At 43.0% G+C, this 18,859-nt stretch carries 14 protein-coding genes; 8 read left to right on the forward strand and 6 right to left on the reverse strand.

The features are described from left to right. Window positions 1–263: 263 nt before the first annotated feature. The 6 genes from I6E61_RS04825 to I6E61_RS04850 all read left to right on the forward strand — a co-directional run bounded on the left by I6E61_RS04825 (window position 264) and on the right by I6E61_RS04850 (window position 7,475). Entirely contained in the window at window positions 264–1,475 is a 1,212-nt protein-coding gene (locus I6E61_RS04825; RefSeq protein WP_197130645.1) for an iron-containing alcohol dehydrogenase, read from the forward strand. Between the two features lie 227 nt (window positions 1,476–1,702). Continuing rightward, complete coding sequence (locus I6E61_RS04830) at window positions 1,703–2,752, forward strand: NADP-dependent oxidoreductase (protein WP_197130648.1); 1,050 nt, start codon at window positions 1,703–1,705, stop codon at window positions 2,750–2,752. A 204-nt stretch (window positions 2,753–2,956) separates the two neighbouring features. Continuing rightward, complete coding sequence (locus tag I6E61_RS04835) at window positions 2,957–3,634, forward strand: type 1 glutamine amidotransferase domain-containing protein (RefSeq protein WP_110923736.1); 678 nt, start codon at window positions 2,957–2,959, stop codon at window positions 3,632–3,634. Window positions 3,635–3,638: 4 nt separating this feature from the next. Beyond that, complete coding sequence (locus I6E61_RS04840; RefSeq protein ID WP_197130651.1) at window positions 3,639–4,274, forward strand: glutathione S-transferase family protein; 636 nt, start codon at window positions 3,639–3,641, stop codon at window positions 4,272–4,274. A 183-nt stretch (window positions 4,275–4,457) separates the two neighbouring features. After that, on the forward strand, window positions 4,458–6,149 hold the full coding sequence (locus I6E61_RS04845; RefSeq protein WP_197130654.1) for an MFS transporter: 1,692 nt from the start codon (window positions 4,458–4,460) through the stop codon (window positions 6,147–6,149). A 93-nt stretch (window positions 6,150–6,242) separates the two neighbouring features. Beyond that, a complete protein-coding gene (locus I6E61_RS04850) occupies window positions 6,243–7,475 on the forward strand; it encodes an HlyD family secretion protein (protein WP_197130657.1) in 1,233 nt (410 codons plus the stop codon). A gap of 114 nt (window positions 7,476–7,589) precedes the next feature. On the opposite strand, the gene pdxH is transcribed toward I6E61_RS04850, so the two are convergent. From pdxH to cysS, 5 genes are all read right to left on the reverse strand, one after another. Next, window positions 7,590–8,234, reverse strand: a complete 645-nt coding sequence (pdxH, locus tag I6E61_RS04855) for a pyridoxamine 5'-phosphate oxidase (protein ID WP_197130838.1) — start codon at window positions 8,232–8,234, stop codon at window positions 7,590–7,592. Between the two features lie 52 nt (window positions 8,235–8,286). Then, a complete protein-coding gene (gene glmM / locus I6E61_RS04860; RefSeq protein WP_197130660.1) occupies window positions 8,287–9,657 on the reverse strand; it encodes a phosphoglucosamine mutase in 1,371 nt (456 codons plus the stop codon). A gap of 200 nt (window positions 9,658–9,857) precedes the next feature. Beyond that, window positions 9,858–11,330, reverse strand: a complete 1,473-nt coding sequence (gene guaB, locus I6E61_RS04865) for an IMP dehydrogenase (protein ID WP_110923730.1) — start codon at window positions 11,328–11,330, stop codon at window positions 9,858–9,860. A gap of 394 nt (window positions 11,331–11,724) precedes the next feature. Further along, entirely contained in the window at window positions 11,725–13,737 is a 2,013-nt protein-coding gene (locus I6E61_RS04870) for a mechanosensitive ion channel family protein (protein ID WP_227685677.1), read from the reverse strand. Window positions 13,738–13,889: 152 nt separating this feature from the next. After that, complete coding sequence (cysS, locus tag I6E61_RS04875) at window positions 13,890–15,350, reverse strand: cysteine--tRNA ligase (RefSeq protein WP_197130663.1); 1,461 nt, start codon at window positions 15,348–15,350, stop codon at window positions 13,890–13,892. Between the two features lie 482 nt (window positions 15,351–15,832). Here cysS and I6E61_RS04880 point away from each other — a divergent pair, with 482 nt between their 5' ends. Further along, window positions 15,833–16,429: a cob(I)yrinic acid a,c-diamide adenosyltransferase gene (locus I6E61_RS04880; protein ID WP_197130666.1), complete on the forward strand. Its 597-nt coding sequence runs from the start codon at window positions 15,833–15,835 to the stop codon at window positions 16,427–16,429. Window positions 16,430–16,551: 122 nt separating this feature from the next. On the opposite strand, the gene I6E61_RS04885 is transcribed toward I6E61_RS04880, so the two are convergent. Next, window positions 16,552–17,481: a hypothetical protein gene (locus tag I6E61_RS04885; protein ID WP_197130670.1), complete on the reverse strand. Its 930-nt coding sequence runs from the start codon at window positions 17,479–17,481 to the stop codon at window positions 16,552–16,554. 361 nt (window positions 17,482–17,842) lie between these two features. Between I6E61_RS04885 and I6E61_RS04890 the strand changes: the two genes are divergently transcribed. Further along, window positions 17,843–18,574 carry a glycerophosphodiester phosphodiesterase gene (locus I6E61_RS04890; RefSeq protein WP_197130673.1) on the forward strand — a complete coding sequence of 244 codons (732 nt, stop codon included), beginning with the start codon at window positions 17,843–17,845 and terminating at the stop codon, window positions 18,572–18,574. Window positions 18,575–18,859 lie beyond the last annotated feature (285 nt).

Raw genomic sequence — 18,859 nt, forward strand, 5'->3', positions numbered from 1 at the left:
GTCTCTTGTCATACTAGTCTTTTGACTGATTTCTTGACTGTCTCAATCTATCAAAGGCTTAAGAACGATTCACGTTCTAATACACAATCCTCGTAACTCTTAAACTCCTACTTAATAATCAAGTTATGAGAGACTTTTGTAAAAAAAACTAGACGACTGGTCTAATTGATGTACAATGCACGCAAATGTAAGAAACGAACTCGCCAATAAATAAATTTGCATTTCGCACATCCAATCAATATTTAACAAAGTTTAGGAATATTATGAACAACTTCCAATATTACAACCCAGTACGTATCGTCTTCGGTGAAGGTCAAATCGAGCAATTATCAGATCTAGTCCCTACTGATGCACGCGTTCTCATTACTTATGGTGGTGGTTCAGCACAGCGTACGGGTACATTAGACGAAGTAAAAAACGCCTTATCAGCGAGCGGTAACCGTACTGTATTTGAATTCGGTGGCATTGAAGCCAATCCAGAATTTACCACATTGCTAAAAGCAGCCGATATGGTGAATGAGCACAACATCGACTTCTTACTAGCAGTTGGTGGTGGTTCAGTGATTGATGGCAGCAAATTTGTTGCATTGGTATCATCACTGACTGAAGAAGATGGCACTGTGTCACGTGAACAAGCATGGGATGCATTGACCAGCTATTGCAGAGACATCGATTCTGCGGTTGATTTGGGTGCGGTATTGACCATTCCAGCAACTGGTTCTGAGATGAACTCGGGCGGCGTAATCAACTATAGTGAACGTCAAGCAAAACTACCGTTTGGTAATGCACTTGCCTTCCCTAAATTCTCAATTCTAGACCCAATCAAAACGCTTACGTTGCCTGAACGTCAAGTAATGAATGGTGTGGCTGATGCATTCGTTCATGTGATGGAACAGTATCTAACCTATCCTGTGAACGCTAAAGTACAAGATGCCTTTGCTGAAAGCTTGCTTAAAATTCTTATCGATGAAGGTCTAGTTGTTAAGCAAGATCCAGACAATTTGGAAACCCGAAAAAACATCATGTGGACAGCGACCATGGCACTGAATGGCCTGATCGGTACTGGTGTACCACAGGATTGGACAACTCACATGGTTGGTCACGAACTAACGTCATTGCATGCTATTGACCACGCTCGTACGTTGACCATCGTCTTGCCATCAGTAATGCGTGAACTAAAAGAAAGCAAGAAAGCAAAACTGCTTCAGTACGCACGTAACGTATGGAATATCACTGATACCGATCAAGACGACGACGCTATCATTGAGACAGCAATTGTTTACACTGAAAACTTCTTCCGCGACTTGGGCTTGCCAGTCAGCTTAGAAGATGCCGATTTAACTGAGGCAGCAATCGATCCAATCATCAAGCAGCTTGAAGTGCATGGTATGGTCAAGCTTGGTGAGCATGGTACCAACGATTTAGACGTATCACGTCGCATCCTACAACGTGCTATTACTAGCAAAGCATCTTAATAAGTAACATCGCCGTAATAAGAAATACATATAGTTATGCTATTTATAGTAGCTACTCAGCAATGGGTAGTTACTACATTCAACATCAGATTCAATATCAGATTAGACATCACATCAAAGATAAAAAGCTTTAAACAAAGAGTTTTGTATAAGAAAAACCTTTCATCGAAAGGTGCAAAGAGTATAAAGATAAACATTTAAAATCAATAATTAAAAAGGATAATAATATGAGCTTTGATAATACTCAAAACCAACAACAAAATCGTCAAATCAAACTGGCAAGTCGTCCTCATGGCACACCAACCAGCGACAACTTTGAGCTTGCCACTAGCGATATCCCTACCCCTAACGACAAGCAAATGCTTCTACGTACCGTTTATCTATCACTCGACCCTTACATGCGTGGCCGCATGAGTGATGCAAAGAGCTACACCGATCCACTACAAATTGGTGACGTCATGACGGGCGGCACAGTGGCACAAGTGGTCGAGTCTAATGTCGATGGCTTTGCTGAAGGTGACTTGGTTGTATCAAGTTCTGGCTGGCAGGACTATAGCGTCAGCGATGGCGAAGGTGTCCTAAAACTAGATAAAGACATGCCACATCCTTCTTATGGTCTTGGTGTACTTGGTATGCCTGGTTTTACTGGCTACATGGGCCTAACTGATATCGGTAAGCCACAAAAAGGCGAAACATTAGTAGTAGCCGCAGCAACTGGCCCTGTCGGTGCAACAGTCGGACAAGTGGGTAAAAAACTTGGTGTACGTGCAGTCGGCGTGGCAGGTGGTGCTGAGAAATGTGCTTATGCCGTCAATGAATTGGGTTTTGATGCTTGTATCGATCATCATGCCGAAGACTTCGCCGAACAACTAAGCAACGCATGTCCAGATGGTATCGACATCTATTACGAAAACGTTGGCGGTAAAGTGTTCGATGCGGTATTACCTCTCTTAAACGCGCATGCCCGTATCCCAGTATGTGGTCTAGTATCACAATACAACGCCACTGACTTACCTGACGGCAAAGACCGTTTAGGGATGCTAATGGGTCAAATATTGGCCAACCGTCTGACGGTTAAAGGTTTCATTATCTTTGAAGAGTATGGCGACCACTACCCTGAATTCTTAAAAACCATGGGTCAATGGGTTGAGTCAGGCGATATCAAAACCAAAGAGCACCAAGCAGATGGCTTAGCACAAGCACCGCAAGCGTTCTTTGATATGCTAGAAGGCAAGAACTTTGGTAAAACAGTCGTTAAGGTCGCTGATGTTAAATAGTTTATGGTGACTCATAATCGCTATAACTACTTAACAACATAAATACTGACTTTAACAACTGACTATTAAGTCTCAAACATAGATACTGTTAGCAGTCATCATTTGCTATTACAACTTTAAGATGGCTGCTAATTATCTGATAACAAAATTTTTTATCTATCCACACTAATTTTTAACACTAATGAATAATAAATAAGGATAACTATGAATATTTTAATGGTACTAACGTCACATGACCGTCTAGGCGATACTGGTAAAAAAACAGGTTTTTGGCTAGAAGAATTCGCAGCACCTTACTATGCATTTATTGATGCAGGTGTGAATGTCACGCTAGCCTCTCCTGCTGGCGGTCAGCCACCACTCGATCCTAGTAGTGACAATGAAGACACGCAAACCAAAGACACATTACGTTTCAAAGACGACACTGATGCTCAAGAACATCTTGCTACTACTAAAAAGCTCGCTGACATGAAAGCAGAAGACTTTGATTCAGTATTCTATCCTGGTGGTCATGGCCCATTGTGGGATTTGGCAGTGGATGAAAACTCTATCAATCTGATTGAGACTTTCGTTAAGCAAGACAAGCCTGTTGCGTTTGTTTGTCACTCTCCAGCAGCGCTCAAAAATGTGAAAATTGATGGCGAATACTTGGTTAAAGGCAAAAAAGTGACTGGCTTTACCAACTCAGAAGAAGATGCTGTTGGCCTTACCGATGTCGTGCCATTCTTAGTAGAAGATGCAATGATCGCTAATGGTGGTCATTATGAGAAAGCAGCTGATTGGGAATCATTTGTGGTAGAAGATGGCTTATTAATCACCGGTCAAAACCCAGCCTCTTCAGAAGAAGCTGCCAAACGCTTACTCGCTAAGCTTAAAGGTTAATACTATGATTCGTTTGCATCATCTTAACCAATCACGTTCATTGCGTATTTTATGGCTTTTAGAAGAACTAAGCGAGCCTTATGAGATAATAGGTCATCAACGTGATGCTAAGACGCATTTGGCGCCTGATAGCTTAAAAGCGGTACACCCTCTTGGTAAGTCACCGGTCATCGAAATGGATGGTCAAACATACTCAGAGTCCGGTGCCATTACTGAGCTATTGATCGAACGCTTTGCGCCAGATCGCTTACGTCCTGCCTCTGACAGTACTGACTATGGTCATTACTTGCAGTGGATAGACTTTGCTGAAAGCTCGCTCATGTTGCCACTTATGCTTGAATTATTTACCAAAAAAGCAGGCATTGAGGATAACGAGTTTTTGAACGGTTATATCGAGATAGAAAAGACTAGATTGTTTAAGTATCTAGATACGTCGGTTAAAGGTAAGTCGTTTATCGTGGGTAACCAACTCAGCGGTGCAGACTTTATGCTATCGTTCGACTTAATCATTCTTGCTCAACGTCAGAAACTAGACGATTATCCGCATATTAAGCAATATGCAGAGCAGTTGGCGAGCCTTGATAGCTATCAGCGTGCGATGCGCCTTGAAGCTGAACATGACGAATCAAAACAAGCCTAAACGCACGCCATAGTAAGTGCTCAATAAAAAATATGATAAAATAGCTCAAGTCTATCTTGGGCTATTTTTGTTGTTTGTTACTATCTATCAAGCATATTCTATTGTACGACTATACCGTTGGCAGGCTTTATTAATCAAAGCTTATAGAATCAACCGTCCACCTTCAAAGACAGTCATTCATCCATGAGTACTGAGTATCAATTTAAGCCCCACGAACAACCAATGATGGTCGGCTCACCAGCCAATCCTGACCATCCCGCACGCCGCAAGTTTTTTTACCTGATCATTGGTATTATTATTGGTGTAACAGCCGGTTTTCAAAACGGCTTGCTAGTAGTCAACTTGACCCAAATCCAAGGCGATCTCAGCTTAACGCCTATGGAAGGCGGCTGGATATCGGTTGCCTACAATATGACTAATGCTTGCATCACCGTATTGTTATATAAGATTCGTCAGCAATTTGGCATGTCATTGTTCAGTAAAATCACCCTGTTTTTTTTGCTACTAGCAACCAGTATGCAATGGTTTGTAAGCAGTGGTCTGGTGACGGCTGCTGATGGCTTATGGCTTGACCCTTATTACTTAGAGATTATAGCGCGTGGCTTAAGTGGTATGGTGGCCAGTGGCATGACCATATTAGGGTTATTCTATTGCTTGCAAGGTATGCCAACCGTCAAACGTACTAGCGGTCTAATATTGGGGTTTGGCTTGGTGCAGTTTGGTATTCCATTATCACGAATCATCTCGCCCTACCTCACCATCGATGGTCAGCTTGAAAGCTTATTTCTATTTCAATTTGGTTTGGCACTGATTTGTTTTGGACTGATTAACTTGCTAGAGCTACCACCAGGTAATACAGAAAAAGTATTTGAAAAACTGGATTTTTTAAGCTTTGGTTTTTTTGCCAGTGGTCTGGCTGCATTGTCTGTCGTTTTAGTACAAGGTAGGGTTTTATGGTGGACAACACCCTGGCTCATCTATCCACTAGCTATTGCCATCGTTGGGATTAGCATCGCATTATGGATTGAAACCCATCGTAAAAACCCGATGCTACAAGTCCGCTGGATGCGTAGCCGCAATATTATTGCCTTTATGATTACAGGCGCTGTCATGCGAATTTTGCTATCTGAGCAAAGTGTCGGCGCTGCAGGATTACTTGCCAACTTAGGCTATGGTAACGATCAGCTAGTTACTTTTTATGCTGTCATATTATCAGCCAGTATATTGGCTTTGGTAATTAGTATTTTTAGCACCAATCCGATAGATTTACGCCGACCCGTTATTTTTGCCGTGGCATTGATTGCCGTAGGTTCTTGGATGGACACGAGTGTGTCTATTAATTCAGCACCCTATATGTTTTATATCAGCCAATTTTTGATTGCATTTGCCGCCGTGTATTTTATGGGGCCGCTGGTTTTTGAAGGGTTTTTGCGTGCTATTACTAGTGGTCCTGCCTATATTATTAGTTTTTCCGTTATTTTTGGTATTTCACAAACGGTTGGCGGATTGGCAGGGGCAGCTGCTATTCAAGCATTTACCACGGTTCGTACGCAGGTACATTATGCAAATATGGTCAGTTCACTCAACTTTGGTGATCCTGAACTGGTAGCACAAATAGCCACTGCAAGCAGTACTATATCTTCACAAATGACCGATGTTACTCAAACCAATACTGCAGCTACACTGCAAGTATTACAAGGTATTCAACGTCAAGCCACTGTTTCTGCTTATGGTGATTTGTTTTTTATCATGGCCATTCTATCAACTGGTGCTACCTTTATTTTACTGCTCAATTATTTTTACTATCGTTATCATAAACGTAACCCATTGGCTAAAGAGCTCGCCGTTATCGCCAAAATGCGTGAGCAAAAATAAGATATTTTTTAATACCGCTAAAATATAAACAACACGTTTTTGTACCCATATCAAATTATCTATTATATTGATCTAACCCTTTAGGAGCGCGTCATGAGCCAAGAAAAACCCAATGACCTTGAACCAAAAACTCAGACGCCAGCCGATAGCTTATCCTCGAACACAGATGATACAGCCCATCCTCAAGACAACGAAACCCAAGTTGCAGAAAAGGTAATAGAGAGTGACGCTGATAATGAAACACCCATGCCGCCAACCGAGCCTATTCCTTCCGCTTCAGGGTGGAATCCTAAGAAAAAAACTTACTTTAACATAGGACTTTTTATTGTCCTTATTCTCATCGGTGTATTGCTGATTCTTTATGCTTGGAAACTGCCGCCGTTCACTCCGACGGTACAGCAAACCAATAATGCTTTTGTAAAAGGTCAAACAACCATTATCAGCTCACAAGTATCTGGCTACGTGACCGATGTGGCTGTACAAGACTTTGAAAATGTCAAAGAAGGTGATTTACTGGTTAAAATAGATGACCGTACCTTTCAGCAACAACTCGAACAAGCACAAGCCAATATCGAGGTGGCTGTCACCAACCGCTCAAGCAATGCGCAAGATACTCAATCTAGCCAAGCACAAATAGACGCCCGTGAAGCAGATTTGTACAGCGCCAAAGTAAGTGTCAATAGCGCTCAAGAAGATATCAAGCGCTATCAAGGACTTGATGCGATTGGTGCAGTATCGAAAGCGGAAGTGGCGCATACCAAAGCAGAGCTGGCTAAAGCACAGGCTGCGGTACAGCAAGCAGAAGCCAATCTACAAGCTGCAAAGCAGGCCAGTGAAAAAACCAGTGGTAGCCGCTCGTCACTGGATGCCAATATTCAAAGTGCAGAAGCTGCCAAAAAACAGGCACAAATTAATTTGAACAATACCATTATCACCTCCCCTGAATCAGGACAGTTGAGCCAAGTCAGTGTGAAATCAGGACAATACGTTAGTGCTGGTACACAGCTCATGTATATCGTACCAAAAGGCGTGTGGATTATCGCCAATTTTAAAGAAACCCAAATTGCAAATATGACGATAGGTGAAGCTGCAACTATTCGAGTTGACGCCCTTGGTGGTACTGAATTCACGGGGCGTATCAATAATATCTCGCCTGCAACGGGCAGTGAATTTAGTGCCGCAGCGGCAAATCCAACCACTGGCAACTATATCAAAATCGCTCAGCGTATTCCGGTACGTATCGATTTAGATGAAAACCAACCGGAACTGGCCAAACTGCGCCCTGGTATGTCCGTTTCTGTCGACGTGGATACTGAAGTAAAATAAATTCCCGCATTTACTATTTGGCACCTACTATTCGACACTTGCGATAATAAAAAGCCCCGCTAGCAAATTGTTTATAACAACTGCTAACGGGGCTTTTTATTATCGCAACATCAGTTATGGTAATAAGCGTTTGGTATTCCAATTATCACCATTTTCTTGAGTATATACAATGCGGTCATGCATACGATTGGCACGGCCTTGCCAAAACTCAATCTCGTTGACCATAATCTCATAACCACCCCAAAATACTGGCGTTGGCACTTGAGTGTCTTCTGGATAATCCGCTTGTAGCTGCTCAAAACTTTGTTCCATTACTTTACGATCAGCAACTTCACCACTCTGTGGCTGGCTCACCCATGCGCCAACCTGACTATCATGGGGACGCTTTTGAAAGTATGTCGCAGATTTTTGAGCGTCTATCTTAGCAATGCTGCCGCTAATACGGATTTGTCGTTCAAGCTCATGCCAAAAAAACAGCACCTCGGCATTTGGATTTTCAGCAATATCTTGCCCTTTAGCGCTTTCATAGTTGGTATAAAAGACAACACCAGTATCTGTAATCTCACGCATGAGAACAATACGTACGCTAGGCTTGTTGTCAGCACCGCAAGTAGCAAGGCTCATCGCATAAGGCTCTTGCACTTTCTGCTCTATCGCTTCATTCATCCAAGCGTTGAGTAACTCAAATGGTGATATAGGTACTGATTGTTGATCAAGTGCGCCCTTTTCATATGACAGACGTTGATCGGTAAAATCCATGCTCATGGTCATTCCTCAGTTTAATGTTCTTGCTTCATTATATGAACAACTATCAACCTAATACGGCCTTAATATGATCAGCTAAGTCGTTCGCTAGCACGTCACATTCTATTTCATCATCTGATTCAACCATCACTCGAATCATAGGCTCAGTTCCTGACTGACGAATCAACAGACGGCCTCTACCTTCTAAAGTAGCCTGAGCTTTATCAAAAGCGGCAACCAATTCTTCGTGCTCAAAAGGGTTTTGCATTTGCGACAGACGCACATTAACCAGTTTTTGTGGCAGCACTTCAAACCCTTCAACGAGATCACTGAGCGCGCGCCCACGTGCTTGCATCACAGCCAGTACTTGTAAGCCTGCAATGATAGCGTCGCCAGTACGGCTCTTATCCAAGCACAAAATGTGGCCAGATGGCTCACCACCTAATATCCAACCATTCGCTTCAAGCTCATGCATTACGTAGCGATCGCCCACTTTTGCACGCGTAAATGCAATGCCGTCTGCTTGCAGTGCTAACTCTAGACCCATATTGCTCATAAGTGTACCAACCACACCTTTGGCCTTAGTCTGACCTTGGGTAGCAAGCACATATAAAATGCCATCGCCGTCGACCAGATTACCAGCCTCATCGACCATTACAATACGATCACCATCGCCGTCTAATGCGATACCAACATCTGCCTCATGCTCAACTACTGCTTTTTGTAAGCCTTCAGGATGGGTAGAACCACAATCAGCATTGATATTGAGGCCATCTGGCGTATTGTTGATGGCAATTACGTTAGCGCCCAATTCACGCATGACTCTTGGTGCCACACTGTAGCCTGCACCATTGGCACAATCTACAACGACTGTCAGGTGACTCAGATCATACTGATAAGGAAAGCTGCCTTTACAGAATTCGATATAGCGGCCTTTGGCATCGTTGATTCGATTGTTTTTACCCATTTGAGCCGGATCAAGAATAGGCATAACTAGGTCATTATCACTGCCACCGATACTCATAATGACTTTTAACTTATCGTTAATAGCATTTTGCATCTCATCGGTCAGCTTTTTGCCATCCCCTGAAAACAGTTTGATACCGTTGTCATAATAAGGATTGTGTGATGCCGAAATCACCACGCCCGCATCAGCATTGAAACTACGGGTTAAATGAGCAATAGCTGGCGTTGGCAATGGGCCAAGCATATGAACATCGACACCAGCGGCGTTGAATCCTGCTTGCAACGCCCCTTCGATAACGTAGCCTGATAGACGAGTATCCTTACCGATGACCACACTAGGTCTGCGCATAGGATTGTTATTGTTCTCTATCAATACCTGTCCAGTGACATAACCCAATTTTAAAATAAAATCAGGCGTAATCGGTAATTCACCAAACTTTCCACGGATACCATCGGTGCCAAAATAGCTCATTATGCATGCTCTCCATATCTAAAAATTAAAGGCCCAACGTATACGCAGGCGATACTACTATTATAATAATAATCTGTTTATGCATTTTACAAAAAAAACGGCCAACAATAACAAGGTATTGTTGGCCGTTTTTATCTCAAAGTCAAGGCAGCTCTGCAAACCAGCTTTCGCTAACGTAACACAGAGCTGCCAAAAACTATCTAACTTACTCGATAGTTTGGTGCTTCTTTGGTGATTTGAACATCATGAACATGCGACTCTTTCATACCTGCCGACGTCACTTTAATGAACTGTGGATTAGTACGCATATCTTCGATGGTTGCAGAGCCCGTGTAACCCATTGATGAGCGTAGACCGCCAACCAACTGATTGACGATACCCGCGACTGGGCCTTTATAAGGAACACGGCCTTCGATACCTTCTGGTACCAGTTTTTCCACACCATCTTTGGCATCTTGGAAATAACGGTCTGATGAACCATTTGATCCTGACATCGCACCAAGACTACCCATACCGCGGTAAGCTTTGTAGTAACGACCTTGGAACAGTTCAACTTCACCTGGCGCCTCTTCTGTACCAGCCATCAATGATCCTACCATGATGCATGAGGCACCGGCGGCAATGGCTTTTGCCATATCACCTGAATAGCGGATACCGCCATCAGCAATCAGTGGAATGCTGTCTTTCAATGCACTAGCGACGTTATCAATCGCTGAGATTTGTGGCACACCGATACCTGCGATGATACGCGTGGTACAGATAGAACCAGGACCAATACCTACTTTTACGGCATCGGCGCCTGCATCACGTAGAGCAAGTGCAGCATCGCCTGTGGCAATATTGCCACCGATGACTTGTACATTTGGATAATGCTTTTTGATCCAAGCTACTTTATCAATCACGCCTTTTGAGTGACCATGTGCGGTATCAACCACGATAATATCAACGTCTGCTGCCACTAATGCTTCAACACGCGCTTGGGTATCTGCACCAGTACCAACAGCTGCGCCAACACGAAGACGACCTTGCTCATCTTTACAAGCATTTGGATTGTTTTCAGCTTTTGCAAAATCATTAACGGTGATAAGACCTTTTAGACGGAAATCATCATCAATAACGATCACTTTTTCGATACGATGTTCGTGTAGCAAGCGTTTGATATTTTCGTTGCTCTCACCTTCATGTACCGTGACTAGCTGACCTTTTGGTGTCATGATTTGGCTAACGGGTAATGACAGATTGGTTTCAAAACGCCAGTCACGATGCGTGACAATACCAACAACTTTATCAGTGCCTTTCTCTACGACAGGTACACCTGAGATATTGTTGTCTTGAGTTAAGCGCAGTAATTCACCGATAGTCATTTCTGGATGCACAGTGATAGGATCGACTACTGTACCCGCTTCAAACTTTTTGACGCGACGTACTTGTGTTGCTTGCTTGGCGATATCCATGCTCTTATGCAAGATACCCATGCCACCAAGCTGTGCCATTGTAATCGCCATTTCAGACTCAGTGACCGTATCCATAGCCGCAGAAATTAGCGGTAGATTCAGCGTAATGTTTTTGGTCAAACGGGTAGAAAGATCGGCAGTTTTTGGCAAGACTTCAGAATAGGCTGGCAACAATAAAACGTCATCAAAGGTTAAGGCTTCATCGACAATTCGCAACATACAGACCCCTAGTGGTGGTTATTTTGATGGGTGGGATTTTAGCAATAAACCAGCTAAACGAAACGCTCGAAAACTGCAAGTGATTGATGAATCATAAGTTTGCACAAATATAGGGCAGCCTTATGGTTAATCACTTATTTATCCCTTAAAAATAACGCCACATTATAACAAATAATCAGACAAATCGCATGCTATATTTGTCAGATTGTTTTACATAAGTAAGTCTGTGTCGATGACGATCGCACTTTACCTAGTCAGTGGTTCTATTTTAATGTTAATAGCTTTCTTTTACGGCTCATGACTCTCTCTTGTAACTATAGTTGTGCAGTCTAAAAGAGAGTCAAGGCAACCGAGTGATGATGTATATGTGATATTTCAAGTGAGGTTAACACTGTCACTCTTTTGTAGAGGATTGACTATATTGGCTTTCTGTTAAAGTAAAACGCTCTGTCGGTAGATACTTGTTTTGCTGCTCATATAAGTAACCAAGCATCTGCTCACGTATCTCACAGGCCAGCGTCCACGCTTCTATGGGACCTACCCCTGAAACAGCACCGCGCAATTGAATAGTGTTTTCTGTCACGTCTACGACAAATACTTCAGGCTCCGTTTTATTATCCCAAAGCTTGTTGTCTTTAACCATCGAGATAAACTGCTGACGAATAGCGTCAATATCTGCACCATAATCAATATATAAGAACACAGGACAGGTCTGGTGTACTTCTGTATGTGACCAGTTCTCCACCCTATCAGTGATCAATTCACGCATCGGCACGATTAATCGACGCTCATCCCATGTTTTTAGTACCGCGTAAGTGTAACGCAAGTCTTCCACGGTGCTAAAGTTGCCATCCATTATCACACTATCACCAATCCGTACTGGCTGAGTCACTGCCACTTGCACCCCTGCGATGATGTTACCCAATATTGGCTGGGCTGCGATACCAATGACCACACCTGCGATACCAGCTGAGGTCAATAAGGTCTTACCAAGGCCTTCCATATTGGCAAACTCACTAAGTCCTATCCAAAAGCTCCCCAAAATCATAACAAAGATAAAGACACGGCGAAATATCGACACATAAGTACGGCGGCGACGTTCCTTATCGAAATGCTCTTCAGCCAGATTCTCAATTTGCATGTCTTGATAACGGTTGGCAAAGAAGTTAATAATGCGAATACCTAGCCACATGGTACTGAATACCATTCCAATCCAAATGAGAGGACGGGTCGACGAAGCCACTGCATCTAGATAAGGAAATCCGCCAGAGACTAAAGTAAAAACGAGCGAAAAACTGATCGTAAAAGTTAAAGGCACCGTCAGCTTACTAACCAAATCCGCGACACCATTGGTGCTGCCAACATTTATGCTATATTTTTCATCATCAACATAATGATTGATGATTTTTTCAGTGCCTTTACTGAGTAGCCAGCCCACACCCATGGTTAATAAGAAAAATAGTATGAGCGCTGAAAACTCCCATAGCGCAATCCCAAATATTTTTATTTTTAACCAAGTAGGCAAATAACGTTCGAACTCAGCGGGATGATATTGCTCATAGAGATTGTCAATATTGCCAACCGTCTGCGCAGAAAATACCCAAACAGGGGCTTCCTCACCTACTCGCACTCGCTGCAAATAAATAGGGACACGGCGCTCTCGATAATCAATGTATCCCAGCTGAAGAGAGCGTCTAGCAATGCCCATGACACTGCTAGTGTTACCAAGTGGCGGCTCAATCAGACCGTCAGGGCGATCTGGCATATCATCGAATACATAAAGCTCTTTTTCAGATAATAAAAAATCCAGTCGCTTTGTCAGATCAAGCGCACTGCCACGTTGGCTTTTCTCATCAATCAAATTCATGTTTAGCGCATAGGCGGCCAAGTCATACTGCTGCTTCATTACTGCTGACTGAAAAAACTCTAAAGCTGCAAGCGGCGTCTCTAAATTGGGTGGCTCAGATAATGGTGGCAGTCCGGCATTTAGCTTATCGAGTATGTAGTAGCTTTCATTATACTCTCCTGTCAGTGCTGAATCCCCTTGTAGTCTGCCTGCCTGCTCGACAGCGCTACGCTCAGTCGGGTCAAATATCTCTTCTACCACACCAGAGAGACCAACACTATCATCTCTCATATCACTGACTTTTTGAGCGGCATATTCAGCAAAATTATCAGGGGTGCTCGATGACTGGGTACTATCTTGCTCACTTGCTGCATTAACAGGTACGCAAACAGCACTAATCACAATAATAATGAAAGAAAGCAACAATGACCGCAGGTTATAAAACGTCAGGTCAGACGTGGTATTAGGATGTTCATTACCATCCATACCGGCATCGACATTAGCAAACATATCAGTAGCTATGCTATGACTGCTAGCAGCTTGAGTTTTGAGAGTATTCATAGATTAACGGCCAGTAGTTTATGTGAGAGTCGCATACAAAGGCTGCCCTTTATGAAGATGATTCTTATATTTTGTTAAGTCTACAAAAAAAGCCAGCGTAAAGCTGACTTAGTTTATGACTATCTGTATGGGTGTTCTGTAACACAATTACTTTAAGCGCGGCGCCATGTTGTACCAGCTCGGCTGTCTTCGAGCTCGATACCAGCCTCTTTTAGTTGCTCACGTATCTCATCGGCACGGGCAAAGTTTTTGTTGGTTTTAGCGTCTGCACGTTCAATAATTAAACCATCGATAGCCATATCGGTTAAACCGTCATCTGCTTGTTCACCAATCACGGCTTGCAAAAACTGCTGTACTGGCTGCTGTAGAATATTGAGCACTTGCGCCAATGCCTTTAATTGCTGAGCTGACTGCCATGCGGTGTCTATCTCTTCAGATTTAATGGCTTTGGTGATGTCACGTGCCAGCCCAAACAAGACACTGATTGCGGTTGAGCTATTAAAATCATCATTCATCGCTTTGATAAAATCTTGCCCAGCTTCACTACTGTAGGCTTTAGTAGTCAACGCTTCATCAATTATGAGCGTCTCACCCTTTAACTGTTCTGCCAATTTTAGAACGTTATAGAGCCTGCTTAGGCTATTATGTGCTTCTTCCAACGCACTATCAGAGAAATTGACTTGGCTGCGATAATGGCTCGACAATAAGAAAAATCGCAACGTTTCAGGATGAAAATGGGCGATGACATCACGAATGGTTGAAAAATTATCCAACGACTTAGACATTTTTTCGCCATCGACATTAATAAAACCAACGTGCATCCAGTTACGCGCATACTCACAACCAGTTGCTGCTTCAGATTGAGCAATCTCGTTTTCGTGGTGTGGAAACTGTAAATCATGACCACCGCCATGAATATCAAAGGTATTACCCAAGCACTTAGTCGACATCGCTGAACATTCAATATGCCAACCTGGACGTCCTTGTCCCCATGGAGATGCCCACTGAGGCTCTTCAGGTTTGGCAGCTTTCCATAATACAAAGTCAAACGGATTGCGCTTATCATTTTCAACATCAACTCGCGAACCTGCCTGCATATCATCCAGATTACGCTTGGATAACTTACCGTAGTCAGCAAAGCTGTCAACGGCATAATAAACATCACCGTTGTTTCCTGCGTACGCATAATCACCTTCGACCAACGTCTCGATCATTTGCTGCATCTCATCGATATGATCTGTTGCCCGCGGCTCGGCGTTAGGTGATAAGCAGCCAAGTTCAGAGAAGTCTTCATGCATCGCTTTAATAAAACGCTGTGTGAGTGCGCCAATCTCTTCGCCATTCTCAGCTGCACGCGCGATAATTTTGTCATCAATATCTGTAATATTACGCACATAATTAACGTCATAGCCCAACTGTGTTAGCCAGCGTACCGCCATATCAAAGCCAATCATCATCCGTGCATGGCCAATGTGACAATAATCGTAAACGGTCATACCGCACACATACATGCCTACTTTCCCTGCTTTGAGTGGTACGAACTGGCGTTTACCACCAGTCAGTGAGTCATAAATCGCAAGCTGAGACATCGCATCGGCAAGAGGTGTGGTCATGATTAAAAAGCCTTTTAATATAAATAAAATTGATTAGGGCGTATTGAATATTCACAAATAGGCACTGCTGATTAATAAAACGGTTCCAGACAAGCCGTAAAACGACGGTAATGCTCGTGCCTTAACAAGACTTACAACACAGTATGGAGCCGCTTTAGTATCAGCTCGAAGAGACATGACTCTTTTTTGCCATTTCATGGTTAAAAATAGACGCTTAGAATAACTAAACTTACTATTTTTAACGTCGAACTGTCTAAAAAATAGTCTCTGTCAGTGCCATGGTTGAATGTTCAACATGCCCTAAATAAAAAGTAAAAACATTGCCTGTATTTGGTTAGCAAGCAATACGAACGACAGTCGCCATAAATATAACGACCGTGATATAAAACTTAACCCATTATCTTAGCGAAAACAGCCATAAAATACTACAATGAGCGCGCAACTAACACTATTCCATCACAAAAATGATTAAGGATTTAGATATGGGCAATCGCTTGAGCAAAATATACACACGTACTGGGGATGACGGCAGCACAGGTATGGCAGATGGTAGCCGTCTCAGTAAAGCTGACGACATATTCAACGTCATGGGTGATATTGACGAGCTTAACTCACACATTGGTCTAGTGCGTGCCCAGTTACAACGCAATAAAGGCCAATCTATCGCAAAGGAATTTTCTGAAGGCTTAATCATTATTCAGCACTTGTTATTCAATATCGGCGGTGAACTGGCTATGCCAGAATATGAAGGTGTCAATGCCACTCATATTGAATGGTTAGAGCAACAGATCGATGCCATGAATACCACCTTGCCACCGCTAAAGGATTTCATCCTACCGACAGGCTCTGTACTGGTTAGCCAGTTACATGTCGCGCGTAGTGTGTGTCGCCGCGCTGAGCGTCAAGCTGTGCTATTACGACAGCAGAGTCCAGAAGCCATTCGCCTTACAGCAGTGAGCTTTATCAATCGTTTATCTGACTGGTTGTTTGTAGCTGCTCGTTTTTGTACCGACCCCAAACAAGTCTCTGAGGTGCTATGGGACAGTCAAGTATTAAAAGATTTCGCTGATAAAAAATAGCGGTATGTGATTATTAAAATATAAAGAAAAGAAAAGAAAAGCCCGCAACCTTATCACTGCGGGCTTTTCTCTGTCTCATCATCTAAGCATTTTTTAAGCTAGCTGATTGATTAGTAAACAGCTTAGTAAGTAGCACTGCTGTCTTCGATGATTATCATATCAATAGATTCATCTTTAGGTACTTCTTTTGGTTTTGCTGGCGTCTTAGGCTCAGACGACGCCGTTTGATTGTTAGCTGCTGGGCTAGGCTGACTCTCTGCTGGCTTATTGATGGTTGGTGGCGTCGCAGGCTCAGTAGGACGAGTCGGCTCAACGGGCGTTACTACTCTAGGCTCACGAATCTGTGCTGGCTGGCTGTTATTTTGCGGTGTAGGTGTAGCAGCCCGCTGAGCGCGTTGATTTTCCACTGCTGATTGGAACACAGAGCCTGCCATCACGTCAGCAACAATGGTCATTAATGCTGGTTGTCCAGCGATACGTGTACGTACCTGGCCACCTTGAGTGCCTACGACATAAGTGAAAGCGTCATCAACGAGCATGTTGTTGTTAATACGAATGTTGTTTTGTGCTAAACGTGACTGCAAGCTTGGCTGATTATTGGCCGCTTGTACTTGACTAGCCTGATACAAATCTGCACTTGGTAGCGTCATGCTAACGCTTGCCTGACAAGTCGTCATACCATTTGCATTGGCTTGTTGCAATACCGCTGCATTCTGTACATCAATCACAATACCGCTCATTTTATCCGTGATAGCACCGCTAGCAAGATTGATCTGAGCATCGTTTGCGTAGTTGGCAGCCAGCGTTTGCGCTTGCTGATTGAGCGTATTCTTTAGAGCCGATTTGAGACGATCTTGTACCATTGGATCATCACAGCTAACGGCAGTGGCTGACGTGTTTTCAGTAGCGGTCGAATCCTGTTCTGTGAGCTCTGCTGCCTCAGTACTGTCTTCTTTCTCTGAGCGATCACAGCCTGCAAGCGCCAAACTACATACGATACCGATTCCAGCGACTTTCTGCCACTTGCTTAAACTCTTATTTGCTACGCTCATATTGATTCTGCTCCCAATTTACTAATTCGTACCGCCACTGAAGGACAGTGATTGATGTTCAAACCGCAACTCTAGCTGCCATAGGTCTGAAAACCAGATTATTATACGGTGTTTGGATGAAATGGTCATTAGTGTAGCCCATGGATATACAAATAACGCCCCACATAATGGGTAAAACCTACACTTGGTTGCAAAAACATAACAAATACATGCCTATGAACTCAATGTAAGTGCTTTTTTAAATTATTACCGCTGGTAAACAAAAGAAAAAAACTATCAACTGTCTGTTTTACAAATTTTATTAGACGCTGCTTATATGAGGCTATATGATTGCTCATAAAAACAGTAGGCCATATAAATAATGATAAATATAAGAAACACCCGCTTACTCGGTCATCGAGGCGCTCGTGGCGAAGCACTAGAAAACACCTTTATGGGGTTTCAGCATGCTCAACGTCTAAATGCTCATGGTTTAACAGGAGTGGAGTTTGATGTACAACTGAGCGCTGATGGTCATTTAGTCGTGTTCCATGATGATGACTTGGCACGCATGTGTCGTCAGCAGTCACGTATTGATCAGCTGAGTATGATAGAGATTCAGCGCCAACGACAGTTTGAACATCAAATCATTCCATTATCCAGTATGGCGCCTTTGCTGAGTAATTTTACGCACATTGAGCTTGAGATTAAGACACATAGCCGCACCGATTACCCCAAATTAATGAGAGCGTTGACACACAATTTAATCGATAGCCCATTTGCCAATCTTCCTATTGCACTAACCAGTTTTGATATGGAATTGCATGCTCGACTGCAACGCAGCAAGCTATTAATGCATATACCACGCGGCCTGTTAATTGATACACCTAAAGCGCTGACAGCCGCAACCAATACTGCGCTGCAACTTGGCTGTGGCCAGTTGGGTATTTATTACCCTTTAATTAACCAATCTGTCATTGAACTTAGCCACCGTTATGGTCTGCCCGTAAGCGCTTGGACGGTCAATGACACGGATATCATTGAACAGCTGATAAAATGGCAAACCGATGTTATTATTACTGATTTTCCAAGCCACTTGCTGTTGAAACCATAAATCTATTTCTCATTTCGTTCATTCAAAAAACCTACATATTTTTAGTGTTACTTACACTTTTCCTTAATGCCTGATAAGTCACAGGTTATTTCTACTAATACATTCTATAATCCATACAAGTTATTGTTATTTAGCAATATTTTTATAGTGTATAAGTGTTCACTTTGTTAGGTTTTTAGGGTACTATAGAGACTTAAATTAATACCGTTAGGGATATTATATGATCGCAAAAAAAGCACTTGGCTTACCGCTGAAAGGCTTACGTTTCGCTATCAAATCTGGTGA

It is taken from the genome of Psychrobacter sp. NZS113 (assembly GCF_015864825.1).
GTDB lineage: Bacteria > Pseudomonadota > Gammaproteobacteria > Pseudomonadales > Moraxellaceae > Psychrobacter.

What these genes read in the sequence shown, in the direction of transcription:
- I6E61_RS04825 (WP_197130645.1), top strand. Translation starts at nt 264, where the DNA reads ATGAACAACTTCCAATATTACAACCCAGTACGTATCGTCTTCGGTGAA.
- I6E61_RS04830 (WP_197130648.1), top strand. Translation starts at nt 1,703, where the DNA reads ATGAGCTTTGATAATACTCAAAACCAACAACAAAATCGTCAAATCAAA.
- I6E61_RS04835 (WP_110923736.1), top strand. Translation starts at nt 2,957, where the DNA reads ATGAATATTTTAATGGTACTAACGTCACATGACCGTCTAGGCGATACT.
- I6E61_RS04840 (WP_197130651.1), top strand. Translation starts at nt 3,639, where the DNA reads ATGATTCGTTTGCATCATCTTAACCAATCACGTTCATTGCGTATTTTA.
- I6E61_RS04845 (WP_197130654.1), top strand. Translation starts at nt 4,458, where the DNA reads ATGAGTACTGAGTATCAATTTAAGCCCCACGAACAACCAATGATGGTC.
- I6E61_RS04850 (WP_197130657.1), top strand. Translation starts at nt 6,243, where the DNA reads ATGAGCCAAGAAAAACCCAATGACCTTGAACCAAAAACTCAGACGCCA.
- pdxH (WP_197130838.1), bottom strand. Translation starts at nt 8,234, where the DNA reads ATGGATTTTACCGATCAACGTCTGTCATATGAAAAGGGCGCACTTGAT.
- glmM (WP_197130660.1), bottom strand. Translation starts at nt 9,657, where the DNA reads ATGAGCTATTTTGGCACCGATGGTATCCGTGGAAAGTTTGGTGAATTA.
- guaB (WP_110923730.1), bottom strand. Translation starts at nt 11,330, where the DNA reads ATGTTGCGAATTGTCGATGAAGCCTTAACCTTTGATGACGTTTTATTG.
- I6E61_RS04870 (WP_227685677.1), bottom strand. Translation starts at nt 13,737, where the DNA reads ATGAATACTCTCAAAACTCAAGCTGCTAGCAGTCATAGCATAGCTACT.
- cysS (WP_197130663.1), bottom strand. Translation starts at nt 15,350, where the DNA reads ATGACCACACCTCTTGCCGATGCGATGTCTCAGCTTGCGATTTATGAC.
- I6E61_RS04880 (WP_197130666.1), top strand. Translation starts at nt 15,833, where the DNA reads ATGGGCAATCGCTTGAGCAAAATATACACACGTACTGGGGATGACGGC.
- I6E61_RS04885 (WP_197130670.1), bottom strand. Translation starts at nt 17,481, where the DNA reads ATGAGCGTAGCAAATAAGAGTTTAAGCAAGTGGCAGAAAGTCGCTGGA.
- I6E61_RS04890 (WP_197130673.1), top strand. Translation starts at nt 17,843, where the DNA reads ATGATAAATATAAGAAACACCCGCTTACTCGGTCATCGAGGCGCTCGT.